The 20,321-nt window shown below is 68.0% G+C and carries 14 protein-coding genes; 6 read left to right on the forward strand and 8 right to left on the reverse strand.

Features of this window, described 5'->3' with window-relative positions; all coding sequences use genetic code 11:
* The first annotated feature begins 142 nt into the window (after positions 1-142).
* The 3 genes from ACL03I_RS21050 to ACL03I_RS21060 all read left to right on the forward strand — a co-directional run bounded on the left by ACL03I_RS21050 (position 143) and on the right by ACL03I_RS21060 (position 3,705).
* Positions 143-1,033 carry a glycine betaine ABC transporter substrate-binding protein gene (locus tag ACL03I_RS21050; protein ID WP_412806780.1) on the forward strand — a complete coding sequence of 297 codons (891 nt, stop codon included), beginning with the start codon at positions 143-145 and terminating at the stop codon, positions 1,031-1,033.
* A 479-nt stretch (positions 1,034-1,512) separates the two neighbouring features.
* Entirely contained in the window at positions 1,513-2,211 is a 699-nt protein-coding gene (locus ACL03I_RS21055) for a PadR family transcriptional regulator (RefSeq protein WP_412806781.1), read from the forward strand.
* A 12-nt stretch (positions 2,212-2,223) separates the two neighbouring features.
* Positions 2,224-3,705 carry a DHA2 family efflux MFS transporter permease subunit gene (locus tag ACL03I_RS21060; protein ID WP_412806782.1) on the forward strand — a complete coding sequence of 494 codons (1,482 nt, stop codon included), beginning with the start codon at positions 2,224-2,226 and terminating at the stop codon, positions 3,703-3,705.
* Between the two features lie 51 nt (positions 3,706-3,756).
* Here ACL03I_RS21060 and ACL03I_RS21065 read toward each other — a convergent pair whose 3' ends face one another.
* From ACL03I_RS21065 to ACL03I_RS21090, 6 genes are all read right to left on the reverse strand, one after another.
* Positions 3,757-4,383: a Uma2 family endonuclease gene (locus ACL03I_RS21065; protein ID WP_379254789.1), complete on the reverse strand. Its 627-nt coding sequence runs from the start codon at positions 4,381-4,383 to the stop codon at positions 3,757-3,759.
* 100 nt (positions 4,384-4,483) lie between these two features.
* On the reverse strand, positions 4,484-6,280 hold the full coding sequence (locus ACL03I_RS21070; RefSeq protein ID WP_412806783.1) for a molybdopterin-dependent oxidoreductase: 1,797 nt from the start codon (positions 6,278-6,280) through the stop codon (positions 4,484-4,486).
* 134 nt (positions 6,281-6,414) lie between these two features.
* Positions 6,415-8,208: an AMP-dependent synthetase/ligase gene (locus ACL03I_RS21075; RefSeq protein ID WP_355077333.1), complete on the reverse strand. Its 1,794-nt coding sequence runs from the start codon at positions 8,206-8,208 to the stop codon at positions 6,415-6,417.
* A gap of 119 nt (positions 8,209-8,327) precedes the next feature.
* Complete coding sequence (locus tag ACL03I_RS21080; protein ID WP_356969729.1) at positions 8,328-9,245, reverse strand: alpha/beta hydrolase; 918 nt, start codon at positions 9,243-9,245, stop codon at positions 8,328-8,330.
* A gap of 21 nt (positions 9,246-9,266) precedes the next feature.
* Positions 9,267-10,097 (reverse strand): SDR family NAD(P)-dependent oxidoreductase, encoded by an 831-nt coding sequence (locus ACL03I_RS21085; protein WP_355077329.1) that lies wholly within the window; start codon positions 10,095-10,097, stop codon positions 9,267-9,269.
* Positions 10,094-11,623: a flavin-containing monooxygenase gene (locus ACL03I_RS21090; protein ID WP_412806784.1), complete on the reverse strand. Its 1,530-nt coding sequence runs from the start codon at positions 11,621-11,623 to the stop codon at positions 10,094-10,096. The genes ACL03I_RS21085 and ACL03I_RS21090 overlap by 4 nt, the downstream gene beginning before the upstream one ends.
* A 71-nt stretch (positions 11,624-11,694) precedes the next feature.
* Between ACL03I_RS21090 and ACL03I_RS21095 the strand changes: the two genes are divergently transcribed.
* Positions 11,695-12,327, forward strand: coding sequence for a TetR/AcrR family transcriptional regulator (locus ACL03I_RS21095; RefSeq protein ID WP_412806785.1), 633 nt, complete (start codon positions 11,695-11,697; stop codon positions 12,325-12,327).
* A 39-nt stretch (positions 12,328-12,366) separates the two neighbouring features.
* Here ACL03I_RS21095 and ACL03I_RS21100 read toward each other — a convergent pair whose 3' ends face one another.
* A complete protein-coding gene (locus tag ACL03I_RS21100) occupies positions 12,367-12,810 on the reverse strand; it encodes a MarR family winged helix-turn-helix transcriptional regulator (RefSeq protein WP_355077323.1) in 444 nt (147 codons plus the stop codon).
* Positions 12,811-12,866: 56 nt separating this feature from the next.
* Here ACL03I_RS21100 and ACL03I_RS21105 point away from each other — a divergent pair, with 56 nt between their 5' ends.
* Positions 12,867-13,892, forward strand: coding sequence for a hypothetical protein (locus ACL03I_RS21105; protein WP_355077322.1), 1,026 nt, complete (start codon positions 12,867-12,869; stop codon positions 13,890-13,892).
* A 151-nt stretch (positions 13,893-14,043) separates the two neighbouring features.
* Positions 14,044-16,005 (forward strand): nuclease-related domain-containing protein, encoded by a 1,962-nt coding sequence (locus ACL03I_RS21110; protein ID WP_412806786.1) that lies wholly within the window; start codon positions 14,044-14,046, stop codon positions 16,003-16,005.
* A gap of 39 nt (positions 16,006-16,044) precedes the next feature.
* Here ACL03I_RS21110 and ACL03I_RS21115 read toward each other — a convergent pair whose 3' ends face one another.
* Positions 16,045-20,211, reverse strand: coding sequence for a CHAT domain-containing protein (locus tag ACL03I_RS21115; RefSeq protein WP_412806787.1), 4,167 nt, complete (start codon positions 20,209-20,211; stop codon positions 16,045-16,047).
* Positions 20,212-20,321: the final 110 nt, after the last annotated feature.

The following is a 20,321-nucleotide window of genomic DNA, read 5'->3' on the forward strand; positions in this document are numbered from 1 at the left end:
GATTTCACGAGAGTCCTTCCGACATGACGGCGGGCGCGGTCTCGGCACCGAGCGGCCGCCGGTACATTCTGGGTGTCCATACTGCCCGCTTCCGGGTTTTTCTGTTGGCCGTGTCGAGTCGTCGGAGAGTTGGTGTCGCCGGATGGTGTTGGCCGCGTCACAGCGGGTGCTGGCTCGGTTGCTGGTCGTCGCTTCCGTCGCGCTGGTCGTGTCCTGCGGAAACGACGAGCCGCAGCCGTCGATCACGGTCGGCGCGGGTGATTCGATCGAGTCCTCCGTGCTCGCCGAAATCTATGCGGACGCGCTCGCGCGCGCCGGTGTGCGGACCGCGGTGGACCCGCGACTGGGCAGCCGCGCGGACTACCTCGCCGCGCTCGATGCGGACCGGGTCCAAGTGGTCGGCGAGCACACCGGCGCGCTGCTGGCCCATCTCGACGAACACACGACGGCGCGGCTGCCTGAGCAGGTGAAAGATGCGGTGAGCGCCGCATTGCCCGAGGGGCTGGTCGTCTCCGATCGCGCCGACGGCACCGATCTGCGGCCGCGGGTGCTGCTCACCGCACAGGCGGCGGCGCAGGACCGAGTGCGTTCGGTGCGTGATCTCGCGCCCCGCTGCGGTGGACTGACCGTCGGCGTAGCGGCCACGCCCGGCCTGCTGCCGCAGGCCGGGAGCGATCGCGTCGCCGGGTGCGACTTCGCCGCCACCGTGGCCTTCCCGGATCCCGCCGCACTGCGGAAAGCGCTGCTGGAAGGCCGGGTTCAGGTCGGCCTGCTCGGCGGTCCCGCCGAACTGACGCCCGGTGCGACCGACGGATTGGCCGTGCTGTCCGATGACGAGTACGCCGTGCGAGCCGAGAACGTGCTGCCGCTGTTCCGCAAAGGACTGCTCGACCGGCGGCAGATCAAGAAACTCGACTACGTCGCGGGCGAACTGACGACCGACGAGCTGGCGGCCATGATCCGGAATGTCCGGGACGACGGTGCCGCACCGAGTGATGTCGCGCGCGCCTGGCTGGACAAGCACTCGTTGTAGGCGTGACCCGCACGGCGCTTGCCACAGTCGGTCGACGCCGCTGAGTCGTCAGCTCGCGTTTTTCCTGTCGGGAATCGAGCGATAGATGTCGCATCCGACACTGCCGCCGGCTGTGAGTCGCGGCATAGGCTGGCTGAGCAGCCACTACACCATCCCGCACAGCAATGGCGCTGGAGAGGGTCGCCGACGTCGTCGGCCTCGGCGGGAGCCGAAATCGAGAGGCCATCGAGAACTGACATCTCGATGGCCTCTCGTCGTGTATGAGCCGGGACATGGGGAGCGCGATACGCGAGGCTGTGGATTGTGGGGGTCGTCACGGGTCGCAGCGTCTTGTTCGCAGGCTGTTCCGCGCCGTATATTCCACGTGGAATATTTAGAGTGGAGCATGTCGGAACCGGGCGATAGCGTGCCGGTCGGCGGCAGGCTCGCAGCGTCGGCGGCCGAAGGCCGAGACGACCGAGTGACGGAGGTGAACAAGCATGGGGCAAGGGCAGGCGCATCCGTCGGTGACGCCGTTGGCCATCGCCGTGCTCGCACTGCTGGAGGAGCGGCCCATGCATCCGTACGAGATGTTCCAGACGCTGATCGCGCGGCGGGAGGACAAGCTGGTCAAGGTGCGGCCGGGCTCGCTGTACCACACCGTGTCCCGCCTGGCCGACCAAGAGTTGGTGCACGCCGAGGGCGTCGACCGGGCGGGCAACCGGCCCGAACGCACCACCTACCGGATCACCGGGCGCGGCAGGGAGGCGTTGCGCAACCGGATCGCCGAGATCGTGCGGCGACCCGTTCCGGAGTATCCGATCTTCCCGGTGGCGCTGGGCGAGTTGCACAATCTGCCGAAAACGGAGGCGCTCACGCTGCTGCGCGAACGAATCGGCGTGCTGGAGACCGAACTGGCCGATGCCGACATGCTGAGCGCCTGGGCCGAGGAGCACGTCGTTCCCCGCCGCTACTGGATCTCCCTGCCGTATCTGCGGGCGATCCTCGCCGCCGAACTCACCTGGGTCAAGGAGTTCACCGCCGAATTGGCCGGCGGCGCACTCGAGTGGGAGGACTTCGACCCCGTGACCGGCGAACGCTCCGCGGCCGAACCGGCCGCCGACACCCCGGTGTCGCTGCCGGTGCCGCCCGGCGCTGTGGCGGCCGCCGACCCGAGATTTTCGGATCATCCGAGTTAGGAATCGAAACAGATGTCCACACAACGCAATCCGTGGCTGGCGCTGCTCGCGCTGGTCGTCGGCTTCTTCATGATCCTGCTGGACATGACGATCGTGGCGGTCGCCAATCCCGCGATCATGACCAGCTTGCACGCCGACATCTCCCAGGTGATCTGGGTGACCAGCGCCTACCTGCTCACCTACGCGGTGCCGCTGCTGGTCACCGGACGGCTGGGTGATCGATTCGGCCCCAAGAACATCTATCTGATCGGCTTGGCGGTGTTCACCGCCGCGTCGCTGTGGTGCGGTCTGTCCGGCACCATCGGCATGCTGATCGCGGCACGCGCCGCCCAGGGCATCGGCGCCGCGCTGATGACGCCGCAGACCATGGCCGTGATCACCAGGACCTTCCCGCCCGACCGGCGCGGCGCTGCCATGGGCCTGTGGGGTGGCGTCGCGGGCCTGGCGACGCTGGTGGGCCCGATCCTCGGCGGTGTGCTGGTGGACGGTCTCGGCTGGGAATGGATCTTCATCGTGAACGTTCCGGTCGGCGTCGTCGCCTTCGCGTTGGCCGTCTGGCTGGTGCCCGCGCTGCCGACGCACGAGCACAAGTTCGACATCCCCGGCGTGCTGCTCAGCGGCGTCGGGATGTTCCTGCTGGTGTTCGGCATCCAGGAGGGCAACACCTACGACTGGTCGTTGCGCATCTGGCTGCTGATCGGCGCTGGCTTGGTGGTGCTCGCGGTGTTCCTGGTCAACCAGGCCAGGAACAAGGGCGAGCCGTTGCTGCCGCTGAGCCTGTTCCGCGATCGCAACTTCGCGCTGTCCAACGCCGCGATCGCCGCGATGGGTGCGGCGGTGACCTCCCTGATGGTGCCGACGTACTTCTACCTGCAGGCCGTGCGGGAGCTGTCGCCGACCAAGTCCGCGCTGGTCTTCGCGCCCATGGCGATCGTGACCGGTTTCTCCGCCCCGCTGGTCGGCAAGTTCGCCGACAAGCTGCACCCGCGGATCGTGCCCACCATCGGCTTCGGCTTGTTCGCGCTGTCGGTGTTCTGCTTCGCGGCGCTGATGAAGCCGGACTCGTCGCTGGTCTGGTTCCTGGTGGCCGCGGCGCTGGCCGGTTTCGCCAACGCCTGTATCTGGGCGCCGCTGGCGTCCACCGCCACGCACAACCTGCCGGTCCAACTGGCCGGCGCGGGCGCCGGTGTCTACAACACCACCCGCCAGGTGGGCTCGGTGCTCGGCAGCGCGGCGATCAGCGCGCTGGTGGCGGCCAGGATGACGGCGAACGGCCTGGGCGGCGGCCCGGTCGCCGAAGGAGGCGCGGGCCGGGGCCCGCTCCCGGAGTTCGTCAAGGATGCCTTCAGCACCGCGCTCGGCCAGTCCGCGCTGCTCCCCGCGGCCGTCCTGCTGATCGGCGTCGCCGCCTCGGTACTGTTCATCCGCCACGGCGAGTCGGCCCCGCCGCGGCTCGAGAAAGAACGGGTCGAGGCCGACGCCGTAGCGAGCTGACCGCCGAAATCCCATGCCCCGCAGAAGAAGTCCTTCTGCGGGGCATGTTCGTCAGCGCGCCAGCACGCCGAGCTTGGTCCAGTCGATGGTGATCTCGATCGGCACATCGATCACGGTCTGGGAATCGGTCGGCGGCAGCTTCACATGTAGTCGGTACTGGCCTAGTACATGGTCGAGTACATAGACCTCGATCGAATCGACGCAATTGCCGGAAACCCAGACGATCCAGTACCACGGGATCCCGGCCAACGCATACTCCGCGAGCTTGTCGGCCGTGTCTACACGCTCGGTGCCCGGTGAGACGACTTCTACCACCAGTTTGACCATGGAAGCGGGCAACGGCCGAAGTTCGGGCGGGGCGCATTCGAACAGTGCGATGTCGGGCCGCCGAATCGTCACCCGCGGCAGCTCCCACAGCAGCACATCGAAATCCATATCGACGTCCAAGCAGCCGCTACGGTATCGACCAACGTGAGCTTCGGCAGCGGTCTCGACAAAGTCCGCTATTCTGCGGGCGGACTTCTGATGCGGCCTGGTAGGCGACTCCGCCCGAACGGCCTCCCCGTTCACCACCTCCACCAAGCGGCAGAAATCTTCGGGAAGCTTTTTCCAGATCTCCAACGTGATCGGCGCCGGCTGCAAGTTCTCTTCTCGCGCCCAATCCAAAATCTCGGACATGGCCCCCTCCTCGAACGGCCGACGACTACCGGACTCGCCCGATCCTATCCCGTCGACACGAGTTCACTGCCTGCCATTACGCGACCATCCGCGGTGCGCGTCAACCCACGCTGACTGTGACCGAGGGAAGGCCGGTGGCGCCGTCGGGGATGACGTCGCGGCGTTCGGCTGTTTGGGTTTCGCCGGTGCCGTCGGTGGCGCGGGCGCGGAGGGTGTGCGGGCCGGAGGTGGCGTCCCAGTCGAAGACCCACTGGCGCCAGGTATCGATGGACTGCTCTTCGGAGAGGCGGGCCTGCTGCCAGGGGCCGTTGTCGACTTGCACTTCCACGGCGCGGATGCCGCGATGTTGCGCCCACGCGACTCCGGCGATGGGGATGCGGCCCGGCTGGAGGCGGCCGCGGGCACGGGGAGTGTCGATGCGGATGCCGGTCTTGATCGGGCCGAGTGCCGACCAGCCGCGGCGGGTCCAGTACGCGGTGGCGCGGTCGAAGCGGGTGACTTCCAGTTCGGTCACCCATTTGGTGGCCGAGACGTAGCCGTAGAGACCGGGCACGACCAGCCGGGCTGGATACCCGTGCCGCACCGGCAGCGGTTCGCCGTTCATGCCGACCGCGAGCAGCGCGTCGCGTCCGTCGGTGAGCACCGCCAGCGGCGTGCCCGCGGTCCAGCCGTCGGCGCTGTGCGAGAGGACCATGTCCGCGTCGGGGTGCGGTCCCGCCTCGCCGAGCAGCTGATCCACGCGGTAACCGAGCCAGCGCGCGTTGCCGATCAGGTCGCCGCCCACCGGATTGGACACGCAGGCCAGCGTGACCAGGTGTTCCTCCACCGGGCGAAGCGCCAGATCCGCCCAGGTGAGCCGGATCTCGCGGTCGACCATGCCGTGGATCCGCAGCGACCAGCCGTCCTTGGACACCTGCGGCACGATCAGCGCGGTGTCGATCCGGTAGAAATCGTCGTTCGCGGTCAGGTACGGCGTCAGTCCGGGGACACGAAGGTCCACGCCGGGCGCGACCGGCTCGGCGGGTGCCGACGGCTCCGGCAACTGCACGGCGGCTCGCTCGCCGGAAACGTCGCTGCGGCGGGCGCCGAGCACCCGTCCGCCGATTCCGGTCACCGCGGCCAGCCCACCGGCCACCAGTAGTCCCCGCAAGACTTGCCTCCGCTCCGGAGCCGCCGAGCTGAGCTCCGAAGCCCCGGCGGCCGATGCGGGCGAGGCCTCACCCGCCGGTCTGGCCTCGACCCTTCCCGGTTCGTCCGCGGCGGCGAGGTTCTCGCCTGCACCAGGGCGTTCGGTGCCTGGCCGGTGCACCGATGAGTCCGGACGCGAGTCCACGTCGGTGATCGCCCGGTTCTGCCCGTCGGCGACATCGGCGTGCTCTGAGTGATCTCGGTCGGCGGAAGCCTCGGCCACGGTTCGAGCAGGGTCGGTCGACGATGCCGTTCCCGCGTGCCTCGCACCGGACGACTTGTCGACCGCCGCGTCGATGCGACGGGTCAGCGCTCGCAGCGAGTAGATGCCGACGGCGACGCCGACGACGGTCGGCAACGCGGCGGTGAGACCGGTGCGCGCCACCGCCACCCAAGCGGTGATCACTCCGAACACGGCGAACAACCACGACCCGGCGGCACGGGTGGTCCGCTCGATCGCTCCGGCCACGCCGGCGACCAGGACGGCGATCACGCTCATGATCAGGTACAGCGCGGCCTTGTCGTTGGTGCCGAAGGTGGTGATGGCCCATTCCCGCACACCGTCGGGCGTGTGGTCGACCACGGCCGAACCGAGAAGGTGCAGCGGCGCGCTGTCGGGGCCGAGGAAGGCCGCGAGCAATTCGGCGACACCCAGCGTGAGGCCCGCCGAGACGATCCCGGCCACCACACGCAGTCGCAGATCGGCCATGGCATCGAGACTACTGCCGGTCGGCCGCCGACCGGATCGGTCCGGCATCCGCGACAGCGCACGGATCGTCGTGGACGGACCCGGACACGCGAAAGGCGCTGCCCGCGAACGGACAGCGCCTTTCCGCGATCGGTTCAGTTGTAGATGTTCGCCACGTCGTCGGCGTGCTGCTTCATCACGACGGCGCGCTTGAGCGACATCTTCGGGGTGAGTTCGCCGGTTTCCTGGGTCCAGTCGATGGTCAGCAGGCGGATCTTCTTGATCTGCTCGGCTTTCGACACCTTCTTGTTCGTCTCGGCCACCGCCGCGTTCACCTCGGCGAGCAGATCCGGGTTCTCGATCAGCTTCTCGATGGGGGTGTCGGCGGGCAGGCTGTTGCGTTCCTTCCAGCCGGGCAGCGACTCCGGGTCCAGCGTGATCAGCGCGCCGATGAAGGGCTGGCCGTCACCGACCACCATCACCTGGCTGATCAGCGGGTGCGCCCGCAGCGAGTCCTCCAGCAGCGCGGGGGAGACGTTCTTGCCACCGGCGGTGACGATGATCTCCTTCTTGCGGCCGGTGATGGTGATGAAGCCGTCCCCGTCGATGGCGCCGAGGTCACCGGTCTTGAACCAGCCGTCCTCGAACGCGTCGTCGGTGGCCTCCGCGTTGCCCCAGTAGCCGCTGAACACGACCGAGCCGCGCAGCAGCAGCTCGCCGTCCTCGGCGATCTTGGCGGCGTGGCCCTCGATCGGCCGCCCGACCGAGCCGACCCGGATGTGCTCCGGGGTGTTGACCGCGATGGCCGCGGTGGTCTCGGTGAGGCCGTAGCCCTCGTAGATGGTCACGCCGACGCCGCGGAAGAAGTGGCCCAGCCGCGCGCCGAGCGGTCCGCCGCCGGAAACGGCGGCCTCGCACTGGCCGCCGAGCGCGGCGCGCAGCTTGGCGTACACCAGCCTGTCGAACAGCGCGTGCTTCAGCTTCAGCGCCAGGCCCGGTCCGCCGTTGTCGAGCGCCTCGCTCCATGCGATCGCGGTATCGGCGGCGGCGTCGAAGATCTTGCCCTTGCCGCCGTCGTGCGCCTTCTGCTTGGCGCTGTTGAACACCTTCTCGAACACCCGGGGCACCGAGAGGATGAAGTGCGGCCGGTAGCTGCCGAACTGCTCGACCAGGGTGGACCAGTCGGCGGTGTGCGCGACGACCACCTTCGCGTCGAACGCGGCCAGCGCCACGGCGCGGGCGAAGACGTGCGCCAGCGGCAGGAACATGAGGGTCTTCTTGCCCTCGGTGACGTACTTGTTCAGCGCGATCCGGTCGGACTTGGACTCCGCGTACAGGTTCGCGTGGGTCAGCATGACGCCCTTCGGGCGGCCCGTGGTGCCCGAGGTGTAGATCAGAGTGGCGGGCGACTGCGCGCCGACCTGTGCGCGGCGCTCGTGCACGGCCTGGTCGTCCAGGTCGGCGCCGCGGCCGAGCAACTCGTCCACCGCGCCCTTGTCGATCTGCAGGATCTCCCGCAGCTCGGGCAGCGCCCCGGTTTCGATCTCGTCGATCACCTTCCGGTGCTTGTCGCTGTCCACGACCAGCAGCTTGGTGGCCGAGTCCTGCAGAATCCACTTGGCCTGCTCGGCGGCGGAGCTGTCGTAGATCGCGACGGTGCAGCCGCCCGCGGCCCAGATGGCGAAGTCGAGGACGGCCCACTCGTAGCGGGTGGGGGCCATGATGGCGACGCGATCGCCGAGTTCGAGACCCGAAGCGATCAGGCCTTTCGCCACCCCGGTAACGGTTTTCGCGAACTCGGCGGCGGTGACGTCCCGCCAGCCGCCACTGCCGTTAGGCACGTTGAACAGCACCGTATTCGGCGACTGCTCGGCGTGGCGGAAGACGTTGTCGGAATTGTTCGCGTCATCCGGAATGGTGTAAGAAGCCGGGACTTCGAACTCTCGCATCAGTGCCCTTCCACGTGGGTTTACTCGCCAGTAATCTACGACACCTGCGCCGGGCCCGTGAGGTCGACCACCGCCAATCGCCTCCGTACATCACCGCAGGCTGGGGACCCGCTCGAATTTCATCCTAGTTCGCGCAGGTCCGCCGGTTGAATCGCTTCGCGCAGGAACTCGGCGAGTTCGCACAGCGCGGCCGCTGCGGGCGCCGCCAGCGCGGCCTGCAATTGAGCGACGTGCCACAAGCCCTTGCTCTCGGTGAAGCGCACGTGTACGCCCGCCTCGCGCAGCGCGGCGACCAGCGCGACGCACTGCCGGTGCAGCAGTTCGCTGACGTCCACCTGCACGTAGGTCGGCGGCAGGCCGCGCAGTTCGCCGGTCAGGGGTGCGTAAGCCGGGTCGGCGGAATCGCTGTCGCCCAGGTAAGCGGCGGCGCAGGCGCGTGACCAGGGCCTGTTGATAACCAGATCGCGTTCCCGCTCCGGGATCTCGTTCGGGTCCGCCCACGGCGCGATCAGACCGAGCGCGGCCGGGGTCTGCCCGTGCCGGGCGATCAGTCGCTGCGCCAGCGCGAGCGACAGACCGCCGCCCGCGGAGTCACCGGAGACGGCGATCTGGTCCGGCCGCAGTCCCGAGGTCGCCACCAGCTCCAGGAACGCCGCCTCGGCGTCGTCCAGTGCCGCGGGGAAGGGGTGCTCCGGCGCGAGCCGGTAGTCCAGCACGTAGACCGCGCAACCGATGTCTCGTGCCAGCCGGGCCGCCAGCGAGCGATGTGTCGCGACCGAGCCGACCGCGTATCCGCCTCCGTGGAGATAGAGCACGGCACCGTGCTCGGAGGTGTCCGCGAAATCGATCCGCTCGGCGGGCCTGCCGCCGAGGCGCACGGGCCGCACGACAGCGCCCGCGGGCAGCAACTGCGCCCGCGAAGTCACGTCGAGCAGCCTGCGCTGCACCGTGAACGGCAATCGCTTGTTCAGTGTGACCCGGAAGATCGGATTCAGTATCGCCCGCGCGAGGGGCAGTGGCAGGTCGATGTCCCGCATTCGTCGTTCCTCGAATCCGGGTCAGGGCAGGAAGCGGCGTTCGACGTTGGCCGCGATCCGCTGGTAGCCCGACGCGGTGACCCGGACGAACAGATCCAGCAGTTTGGCCTCCCAGCCGATCAGCACGCGGCCGTGCCCCTTGCGCACGCCCTCGACGATGGTCTGCGCCGCCATCTCCGGGGTGTGGATGGCCAGCTTCCGGTCGAACATCGTCGCGGCCGACTTGGCGTCGATGCCCTCGGCGTAGGTGGCGTTGCGCGCGACCGCGGTCTTGATGCCGCCGGGGTGCACGCAGGTGACCTTGACCGGGTGCCGCGCGACCAGCATCTCCTGGCGCAGCGACTCGGTGAAGCCGCGCACCGCGAACTTCGCCGCGTTGTAGGCGCTCTGCCCGGGAATCGCGATCAGGCCGAAAAGGCTGGACACATTGACGACGTGGCCGTCGCCGGACTCGATGACCATCGGCAGGAACGCCTTGGTGCCGTTGACGACGCCCCAGAAATCGACGTCCATCACGCGTTCGAAGTCCTTGTACTCCGAGCGGATGACCTCGCCGTGGTGGGCGATGCCCGCGTTGTTGTAGATCTGGTGCACCGTGCCGAAGTGCGCTTTCACCGCGTCGGCGTAGAGGATCACCGCTTCGCGTTCGACCACGTTCAGCCGGTCGGACTTGACCTCGGCGCCGAGCTGTTCGCAGCGGCGTACGGTCTCGTTCAAACCGTCGACGTCGATGTCCGACAGTGCCAGTTTGGCGCCGCGCCGGGCCAGATTCATTGCCAGCGCACGGCCGATCCCGGAACCCGCTCCGGTGATCACACATACCTTGTTCTCGAAGTAAGCGTCACTGCTCACGATGCCACTGCTTTCAAATCGGCCCGGGAAATGGAGATGTCGTACGCCGCCACGTCGAATGTCTTGGTCAGCCTACGGAATTCGAAAGTGAAGTCCGGCCACAGCGTGGTGTTGTTGCCGTGCTTGTCCAGGTACCAGCTCGAGCACCCGCCGGTCAGCCAGACGCTGCCCGCCAGCTTCGCCTGCAGGTCGGCGTTGTAGGCATCCTGCACGTCGCGGCGCACCTCCACGGTACGCAGGTCGAGGCGGTCGATGGTAGCCAGTGCGTCGGCGATGTAATTGATCTGAGATTCGATCATGTACACCATCGAGGTGTGCCCGAGGCCGACGTTCGGGCCGAGCAGGAAGAACAAATTGGGGTAATTGGCGATCGCGGAGCCCTTGTAGCCCTGCTGGCCGATCTCGTCGAATACCTCTGCCAAAGTGCGACCGTCACGGCCCGCGATGGTGTTGTAAGTGGGGGAGTCGGTGACGTGGAAGCCGGTCGCCACGATCAACGCGTCGATCTCGCGCTCGGTGCCGTCCTCGGTGACGATCGAGTTCGCGCGCACCTCGGCGATGCCGTCGGTGACCACGTCGACGTTGGGGCGCGACAGCGCGGGGTAGTAGTCGTTGGAGATCAGCATGCGCTTGCAGCCGATCCGGAAATTCGGCGTGACCTTGGCGCGCAGCTGCGGATCGCGGATCTCGTGGCGGAGTTTGGCCTTCGCGATCGCCTCGAACAACTGCATCAGGGCAGGCACCTTGGCCAGGCCGACCACCTGGGTCTCGCGCGCGGCGTAGATGGCCGCGCGGGATAGTCGCTGCAGACCCGGCACGTACTTGAAGGCCATTCGCTCGGCCTTCGTGTACGGGCGGTCCAGGCGCGGCAGCAGCCACGGCGCCGTGCGCTGGTAGACGTCCAGGTGGCCGACCTTCGGGGCGATGGCAGGCACGATCTGGATCGCCGAGGCGCCGGTGCCGATGATGGCGACCCGCTTGCCGGTGAGGTCGGCGTCGTGGTTCCAGCGGGCGGAGTGGAAGATCTCGCCTTCGAATTCGCCGATGCCTTTGATGTCCGGCAGCGCGGGCTCGCACAGCGCGCCGACCGCGGAGACCACCGTGTTCGCGGTGAAGCTGCCTTTGGTCGACTCGATCTCCCAGAGCGCGGTCTCGTCGTTCCAGCAGGCGCTGGTCACGTCGCAGTCGAAGATGTGCTTGTCACGCACGTCGTAGCGCTTCGACACGTCCTGGATGTATTGCTGGATCTCGCCCTGCCGGGAGAACGACCGCGACCAGTTCGGGTTCAGCGCGAACGAGTACGAGTACAGGTGCGAAGGCACGTCGCAGGCCGCGCCGGGGTAGGTGTTGTCCCGCCAGGTGCCCCCGACGTCGCTGCCGCGCTCCAGCACGAGAAAGTCGTTGCGCCCCTGCTGGGTCAGCCGGATGGCCAGACCCAGGCCCGCGAACCCGCTGCCGATGATGATCGTCTTGGCGTGGCGCGCGGGTCGGCCGGCGACAGCTTTGTCTGTAACCTTGCGACTCATGTAATGGAGCCTACGGTCCTATTGAGCGCGAGTCAACAGTGTATTGACTGACGTTCAGTAGGATTGGGCGCGTGACGAGAACCCAGGGAGACGCCCCCAAGCGCACGCGGCTGAGTCCCGACGAGCGCCGCGAGCAGCTGATCACTCTGGGTGCGAAGATGCTCGGCGAGCGTTCCATCGAGGACATCTCCGTCAGCGAGATCGCCGCCGAGGCGGGCATCTCCCGCGGCCTGCTGTTCCATTACTTCCCGACCAAGCAGGACTTCCAGCTCGCGATCGTGCACCACGCCAACGCCGAACTGCTCGAGCGTGTCGCCCCGGACCGCTCGCTGGGCCTGTTCGAGATGCTGCGCGACTCGATCGAGCGCTACATCGAGTACGTCACGGAGAACCGGACCTCCTATCTGGCGCTGCTACGCGGCCCCACCAGCGTCAGCCCCGACCTGGCCCCGCTGGTCGACCAGACCCGCGACGCGATCATCGGGATCATCCTCGCGGAGACTCCCACTCCCATTGTGGAATCCGACCACCCCCGCCTCATGCTCGCCATGCGCGGCTGGATCGCCTTCGTCGAGGAATCCACGCTCACCTGGCTGCGCTCGGAGCCCATCTCGCGTACGGAGCTGATCGATCTGCTGGTCGAATCGTTGATCGCCATCGCGTTCTCCGTGGACCCGGAGCTGGCCGCGGCGCTGCGAGGTTGAGGGGGCTCGCTCGCGTCCGCCGCGCCGGCCGTTGGCCGATCAGCCATCCGCCGCGTTGTAGCGGACCAGGTACCCGGCGAGTTCGGCGAGGTCCTCGTCGTCCCAGTCGCGGAACCGTTCCGCGAACGCCTCCCGGCGGCGCTGCTCGGCCTCCCGTGCGATCCGCTGCCCGGCGGGGGTGGCGCGCAGGATGTGGTTGCGGCGATTGGCGGGATCGACCTCCCGGGTGAGATACCCGAGCCGTTCCAGCGCCGCCACCTGCCTGCTCACCGTGGATTTGTCCAGCAGGAAGTGTTCGGCCAGTTCGGTGGCCAGGCAGCCGTCGCGTTCGATGACCAGGTCCAGGATGCTCGACGCGACCAGCGGCAGTTCCGGATGCAGTTCGGCGGCTCGGCCACGGGCTCGGCGGGCGAATGCGGTGAGCTCGCGCTGAATGGTGTGGATCGCGGTCGAGCGAGTGGGGAATGCCGGAGATTGCCGCATGGTTGTATAGTACAACGAAGATAGTTGTATTTACCAACTTTTTGGGGAGTCGTCTCATGCACCAACTACGGCATGTCGCCGCGCATCTGCTCACCCCACTGCTGATGTGCCTCGGCATGGCACTGGCGTATCTGGGCGCGTTCCATCAGCCCGAGCCGAACCACCTGAAGGTGGCGATCGTGGGTGACGCACCGCAGGTCAAGGTGCTGGCTCAGACGCTGAAGGACCGGGCCGGAGACGCGCTGGAGGTTGTCACTCTGCCAGGTCGGGAGGAGGCGGTGCGGCAGTTGCGGGAGCGGACACTGGCCGGCGCCTACGTGCCGGAATCGCACGAAGCGCTGGTCGCCAAGGCTGGTTCCGACACCACGGCGATGGCGGCCGAGGCCGTCTTCGACCGGATCGCCGCCCAGCAGGGCGCACCGGTCGAGGTCACCGATATCGCTCCGCCGAGCACCGGCGATCCGACCGCGCAGGGCTTGTTCTTCCTGCTGGTGGCATTGAGCATCGGCTCCTACGGCAGCGTCGCGGCGATCGGCGCGGCCGGGGCGGGACTGAGCATGGGCGTTCGCGCACTGCTGGGCCTGGTCACGTCGCTGGCGGTGAGCGTCATCGGACTCGGCGTCGCGGGGCCGGTATTCCATGTGGTCGACCACGACTACGCCGCCGTCTGGGCGATGTCGTGGCTGTATTCGGCTGGGATTCTCGCGGTGGGCATCGGGCTGCACACCTTCTTACGGCGCTGGACCACGCTGACGATGATGGTGCTGTTCGTGATGCTCAACTTCACGACATCGGGCGGCGTGTACGGGCCGTGGCTGCAGAACGATTTCTTCGGCGCGCTGCATTCGTTCTGGAACGGAGCGGGTTTCGTCGAGGGCGCGCGCACCCTGTTGTACTTCGACGGCGGTGCGGGATTCGGCAACCGGGTGTTGAGCTTGGTGCTGTGGCTGGCGGCTGGTGCGGGACTGGTCCTGGTGGCGGGCGGCTACGAGCGCAGGCTGCGCACGGCCGCGCGCACCGAGACGGTCGGCGTCACGGAACATGCGGCCGAGGAAGAGATCGAAGAAGCGGTCGGGGTCTGACGCACCCGAGTGTGGCGCTGCCCACACGCCGTCCTTCGCACGCCCTTGTGCTGCCAATATCCTGCTGCTCCAGTGCCTTTCGATTTTGTGGCGGAAATCCCGGCGCATACCGTTGTGTGGTCGATGGTGTGGACGGCGATGGAGGCCGCCGATGTTGGTCATCAATGAACGAACGACGGCGCCGCGATCCGAACAGCGCGTGCTCGACTGGATGCGGAGCTGGACCGGCCAGTACGTCATTGTGGGACTCGCGATCTCGGGGTGTTACCTACCCGACCGCGAGCGCAAGGACGAAACGCAAGAAGCCGATCTGGTGGTGATCACACCCAGGGCGGCGGTCGTCGTCGAGGTCAAGGGCACCGTCCCGGAGGCGACGAGCGGTGTCCTGTCGGTGCAGGCCAACGGACGCTGGCGGCTGTCCGGCTACGCGGGCGACCCGATCCACGTGCGCGACCACGACAGCAGCCCGTTCGACCAGGTGACGAACAACGTCTTCAACTTGAAGACGCTGGTGCGCAAGCACAATGCCGAGGCCTTCGTCGACGGACTGATCGTCGTGGTGCCGCCCAAGGATTCGAACCTCACGCTCAACATCGAGTCGCGCAGGCGCGGATGCGCGGTGGTGCTCGGAGCCGGGCAGGCCGACCTGCGCGCGTGGTTCCACCGCACCGCGAGCCGCAAGCTCATCTGGACCGCCGAACGCACCCACGCCCTCCTGACGGACTTGAACCTGGGCGACCAGATCACCATCGACGACCTGGTGGCGGATGGTTTTCCGGCGGAGCGGAAGTTACGGGCCGGGACGCTGGCGGCGTTGGAGAGCGTGACGCGGAAGGCTCCCGAGCTCGAGGGTAGGACGTCCAGCGAGGATTCGGACACCGACGACGTGTCGGCTGGTTCGGACGCGCCACCGGTCGACGCCGTGCCCGAGCCGCACGACCTCGATCCGGATGCTGCGCGACTCAGCGAATCCGGCTCGACGCGAACCGTCGAAAACGGTGACGAGGCAGATGAGGGTTATCAGCAGGTCCCGCAGGTAGATCAGTCGCCCGCGTCGCAGTCCGCGATGCCTGCGCTGGAGCAGACCGACGCCTCGGGAACCGTGGCCGCGCAGGCGCGCCCCGCCCAGGATGTCGACGAGCGCGAGGGCTCGGCGTTCGAGCCGTCGACGCGGCCCAGTGCCGAAAGCGCACAGCGAGCCCAAGGGGCGTCGTCGACGGCTCGGCAGTCGCTCGAGTACACGGATGTGCCAGGCGGCGGCCAGAAGGCGTCCGCGTCGGAGTCGCATTCCCCGCAGGCACTTGTCGCCGTAGCTGCGCAGGCGCAACCCGCCCAGGCGGATCCCTTCGCGCCGGAATACCTCGCGCCGGAGCCCGAATCACATCCCGCGCCGTCGGGCCCGACAACTGATGCCGAGCACGCGGAGCCGCCTCGGTTCGAAGGCCGACTCGCGGCGAAGCCCGCGCGGGAGGAACTCGCCGAGCCGTACGCCGATGCGACGGGACCTTTCACCACCGGATTCGGGCCGTCGACACGGCCCGCCACTGCCGAGTCCGACACGATGGAACGAACCGACTCCGAGTTCCCGCCCGACGATGAGGAATTCGCTCCTGACGCGCGATCTGCGCCCGCACCGTCGTCCTTCACGGACAACTGGTCGTCGTGGATCGAGCCCGCCGCCGACCGGCCTCGGCGCCCACGTCCGGTGCAGGCGCCTCCGCCGAGCCGGCCCGCATCGTGGTCAACGCCCACCCCCGCGCCCGAGCCGCTGCGCCGACCCACGCCGACGGCTGTGCTCGAGCGCCGTCCACGGGTCCCGGTTCGCGAGCAGCTAACCGCCCTGTCCGCGCGGATCCCCGGTCGCACCTCCGAGAAATCGAAGTCACGCGGCCACCGCTCGCAACAGATCGCCGCGGTGGCGCTGATCGTGCTGGTCATCGGCACGATATGGATACTGGCCGCCTCCTGCTCGACCCCCACCGGCGGCGCTGTGCAACCCACCCAAGCGCCTGTGCTCACGACCGAGGTGGTTCCCCCACCGCCGCCCGTCACGGAGACCCCGGCCCGCATGAACCTGCTGCCTCTGTGCACTCCGCTCACGCCGAAGTGCTGACGACGCAGGCGGGCATGCGGGGCCGATCGGGGTCGGCTCTCATGCCCCGGCGTGAAGGTAGGCGGCCCAGAGCGAGGGGGTGGCGGGAAGCGCGTCGCGCACAGCCTGGATGGCGCGATGCAGCGCGTATGCGGCATCGGTCACGTCCGGGTCGGTGACCAGAGCGGCGTAGAAGGCGTCGGCCACCTGCACGGCGATTTCGTCGTCGATGGGCCACAGTGTGCCGATGACGTGTGGGTATCCGGCGAGTTGGAACGCCGAGGCAAGGTGAATGGCTTCGTCGAGGAGCCGGGTGTTGGTGGTGAGGGCGGTTTCGCAGGCCGAAAGGTAGGCCAGACGCGCGTGGTCGAGGTGGACCGGGGCGAGTTCGGCGACGGTGAGCGGGTCCGCGTCGTGGTCGTGCAGCAGCAGGTGGCTGCGGGATGGGTCGGCCGGATCGGTGGTGCCGTGGCAGGCGAAGTGCGCGACGGCGCAGTCGGCCAGGCGATTCAAGACATTGGCCTTGGTCGGAAGGGTTGTGGCGGAGTCCGCTCCAGCGAGATCGACCTGGATACCGGAGTCCGGCTCGGTGAGCGTGATCGACGACGACAGGTGGGCGGCGACCGTGCGGACTTCCTCGGGCACGTGGTGCAGGCGCCCCGCTACGCCGGGGGTGGTAGGCATCGCGACGATGAGTGCGGGCCTGCGTGCAGACGGCTCGGTGCTCGGTGAGCGCCGCCGCGCATGGCGGAGGGCGGCGATGGTGGGGGTGTAGGAGGAGACAACCCGGTCCAGCACCGCCCGGCCCGCGGGATCAGGTGGTGCGGTGTGATAGCCCGCGGCGTGGATGGGCAGTAGACCCAGCAGACCCCCGGGTATCCACCACACCCGCGGGCCGGTCCGGTCCGCAGGGAACCGATCGCGGTAGCCCAAGGCGTCCAGAACCGGGCCTGCGGCGTTGTCCCACAGCCATTCCAGGATCCGGCTGAGCTGTCGTTGGGCGGTTTGCCGCTCCGGCCCGGTACCGCCGTGACCAGCGGCCCGCAAGGCTTCGTGGAAGGCGAGAACCTGGTCGATCACGGTCTCGAGCGGCAGGCCGGGCAGCGGCAGACAGGTCGCTCCGCCGGCGGTGAGCAGCAGCGCGTCGCTGCGGTGACCGCTGATGTTGAACACCACCACCGGGCCTCGGCCGGCCTGAGCGATGAGTTCCGCCGCCGACGGCGGCAGGGCGAAGTACTCGAATCCGCGCTGCGCCCGGATCCGCGCCAGCACGTCGTTCAACTCCCGCGCCGAGCGCGCCCGGTCCGCTATGGGGTCGGCTGCCGCGTCCGACGCGGCGGCGGCATGGGGAGTTCGGTCGAGAAGTTTCCGAAGCCGGACGAAATCGGCGGCCAGATCTGGATGCTGGTCTGCGAGGTCGGCTATGTCGCCGCGCACTTGCAACGCTTGGCTCAACAGCACCGCCCGCCCCGCCTCCAGCAGCTGCAATGCCAGGACGGGCCGCTGGTCCGGCGGTGTGGACGGATCGTCCAGCGCCAGTGCCGCCGCGTCGGAGGCGATTCCGGCGTACTCGCCCAGAGCATGTTGTTGATCCGACCGCGCCAACTCACGTGGCGCGACTTCGGGCAACAAGCGGACCGCCCGCCGCAGCAGTTCCGCCGCCCGGCCCGGCTGCGCCGTCGCGGTGAGCTCGGCGGCGCCGCGAGCAGCCCGGATGCGCAGGGACGGAGCCGCTGTGGCCAGTTCCGCAGCCTCCTGCAAGGCGGTCGTCGCCTCCTCCCGATCAGACGCCGTGCCTGTCCGCGAGTATCGGGCCCGCAAAGCTTCGGCGAGGTTGACCTGCATGACGGCGTGGCCAGGGTGCCCGGTCGGGATGGCCGCGACCGCCTGCCGGGCGAGACGGATCGCGTCGTCCAGATCGTGTGTCGTGCCCGTCGATTCATACCGAATCGTCAGGGGCACGGCGAGGTTCGACAGTCGGTTGGCGCGTTCGGGGTGGTCGGTCGGCGTGGCCGCGACTGCCAGCCGGCCCATCCGGATCGCCTCGCCCAAGTCATCCGCCGTTTCCGTTCGTTCGGAGCGCTTCCAAAGCACTACTCCGAGGTCGGCCAGTATCCCGGCGCGAGCGGGGTGGTCGACCGGGGTGATGTCCACGGCTTTCCGGAGCGTGGCTATGGCTTCGTCCGCGTCGGCGATCATCCCCGTCCGCTCGAACCGGCTGAGCAGGAAGGCCGCGAGTTCGGTCGAGATGATGGGAAGATCAGGATGGTCTTCGGGTGTGGCCGCGACCGACTGCCGACCCATTCGGATCGCTTCGTCCAGATCGGCCATCGCGCCGGTTCGCTGGAATCGAATCCGCAAAGGGATGGCTAGATTGGACAGATGGCGAGCTCGGAGGGGGTGGTCGTCCGGTATGGCCGCCACCGCTCGTCGGTTCGCGTATATCGCCTCGTCCAGGTCGACCGGGGCTCCGGTTCGATCGAACCGCTTCCACAATGCGACACCTAGATTGGACAGCAGCGTGACAAGATCGGGATGGTCGGGGGCAAGAACGTCCGCGGCTCTCCTGAGAATGACGATCGCCTCGTCGAGGTCCGGCGTCTGCCCCGTGCGGTGAAATCGGCTCACCAGGCAGATCGCGAGATTGGACCCGGTGGCGGCCGAGCCGGGATGGCCGGTGGGTGTGGCATCGACCGACTCCCGTCCGATCCGGATCGCCTCGTCCAAGTCGGCCATTTCGCCTGTCCGCTGAAACCGGCTCACCAGGCAGGTGACGAGATTGGACAGTGTTTTGGCCAGGTCAGGGTGGCCGACCGGCAGGGCTGTCACCGCCTGTCGGCCGAGCTCGATCGCCTCGTCCAGATCGGGCAGCTCGCCGGTCCGCTCGAACCGCTTCAGCAGGGTGACGGCGGAATTGGTCAGTATGCTCGCCAGATCGGGATGATCGGGAGACGTGACGTCCACGGCTTTCCGGAAGGTGATGACGGCCTCGTTCAGATCGCTCATTTCGCCGTTTCGCTCGAACCGCCGCAGTACCGCGACCCCCTGACTGGACAGGATGTTGCCGAAGTCGAAGCGGCCGAAGCCGGTTTCCACCGCCTGTCGGCCGACCTGAATCGCCTCGTCCAGGTCGGCCTGGGCCCCGGTCCTTTCGAAACGGTTCAAAAGGGCGATACCGAGATCGGACAGCGACACCGGGCGGACTGTTCGGTCGACGAGGTCCACGTTCGCGGCCTTCCGCAGGGTGGCGACGGCCTCGTCCAGATCGGCTGTCGAGCCTGTTCGCTCGGACCGGAGCCGTAGCGCTGATCCGAGGACGGACATACTTTCGGCACGGTCGGGATGCTCTGGGGCTGTGACCATTACCGCTCGTCGACCGATTTCGATCGCCTCATCTAGATCGTCCGGTAGACCCGCGCGTGCGAACCGGTGCACCAGAGCCCGGCAGAGGCTGGTCATGTGGTCGGCACGCTCGGGGTGGTCGGGCGATGTTTCGGCTACCGCCTGCCGACCTACTCGGATCGCTTCCTCCAGGTCGGCCTGCCCGCCCGTCCGCTCGGCCCTCACCCGTAAGGAGATCCCGAGATCGGACAGAATGCTGGAACGCTCGGGGTGGTACGGGGCCGCCGCGGCCACCGCCTGTCGGCCGACTCGGATCGCCTCGTCAAGATCGGGCAGCGCCATCGTCAACGTGAACTGATGCCGCAGGGCGCGACTCAGCGCGCTGATCCTTTGGGCCCGCTCGGGGTGATCGGTGGGCGTGGCCGCGATCGTCAGCCGCATTGTCCGGGCCATCTCGTCCAGATCGGCCATCGCGCCCGTCCGCTCGAACCGGATCTTCAGGGCTGCAGCGATGAAACCCAGCAGGCCGTCCACGGGGCGATCGGGTGGCGTGGCGTCCACCGCGCGTCGAGCTGTCCGGATCGCCTCGTCCAAGTCGGGCGACATCCCGGTCCGCTGGAAACGGATCCAGAGTCCGCCGCCGAGTTCGGTCAGTATGACGGCGAGGTTCGGGTGACCGGCGGGAGTGGCCTCCACGGCTTTCCGGAGGGAGACGATGGCTTCGTCCAGGTCGGCGATGGCCCCTGTCGCCTTGAACCGGCGATAAAAAGCGTCACCGAGGCGGAAAAGGCACAGCACCCGCGTGGGGTGGCCGGTCGGCAGCGTGGTCAGCTTGCGTTGCCACAGTTTGATTTCGGCCGTGATGATGGTGGCGTTGATCGTCATACCGCATCCATCCATCCCCCTGCCCTATCGAGCCACGCTAATCACACGGCCACCCCTGGCACAACGGTTTACGGCGATATGATCACACGACACGCTCGCCGGATCGTGGC

The organism is Nocardia sichangensis (genome assembly GCF_047200615.1).
Classification (GTDB): Bacteria; Actinomycetota; Actinomycetes; order Mycobacteriales; family Mycobacteriaceae; genus Nocardia; species Nocardia sichangensis.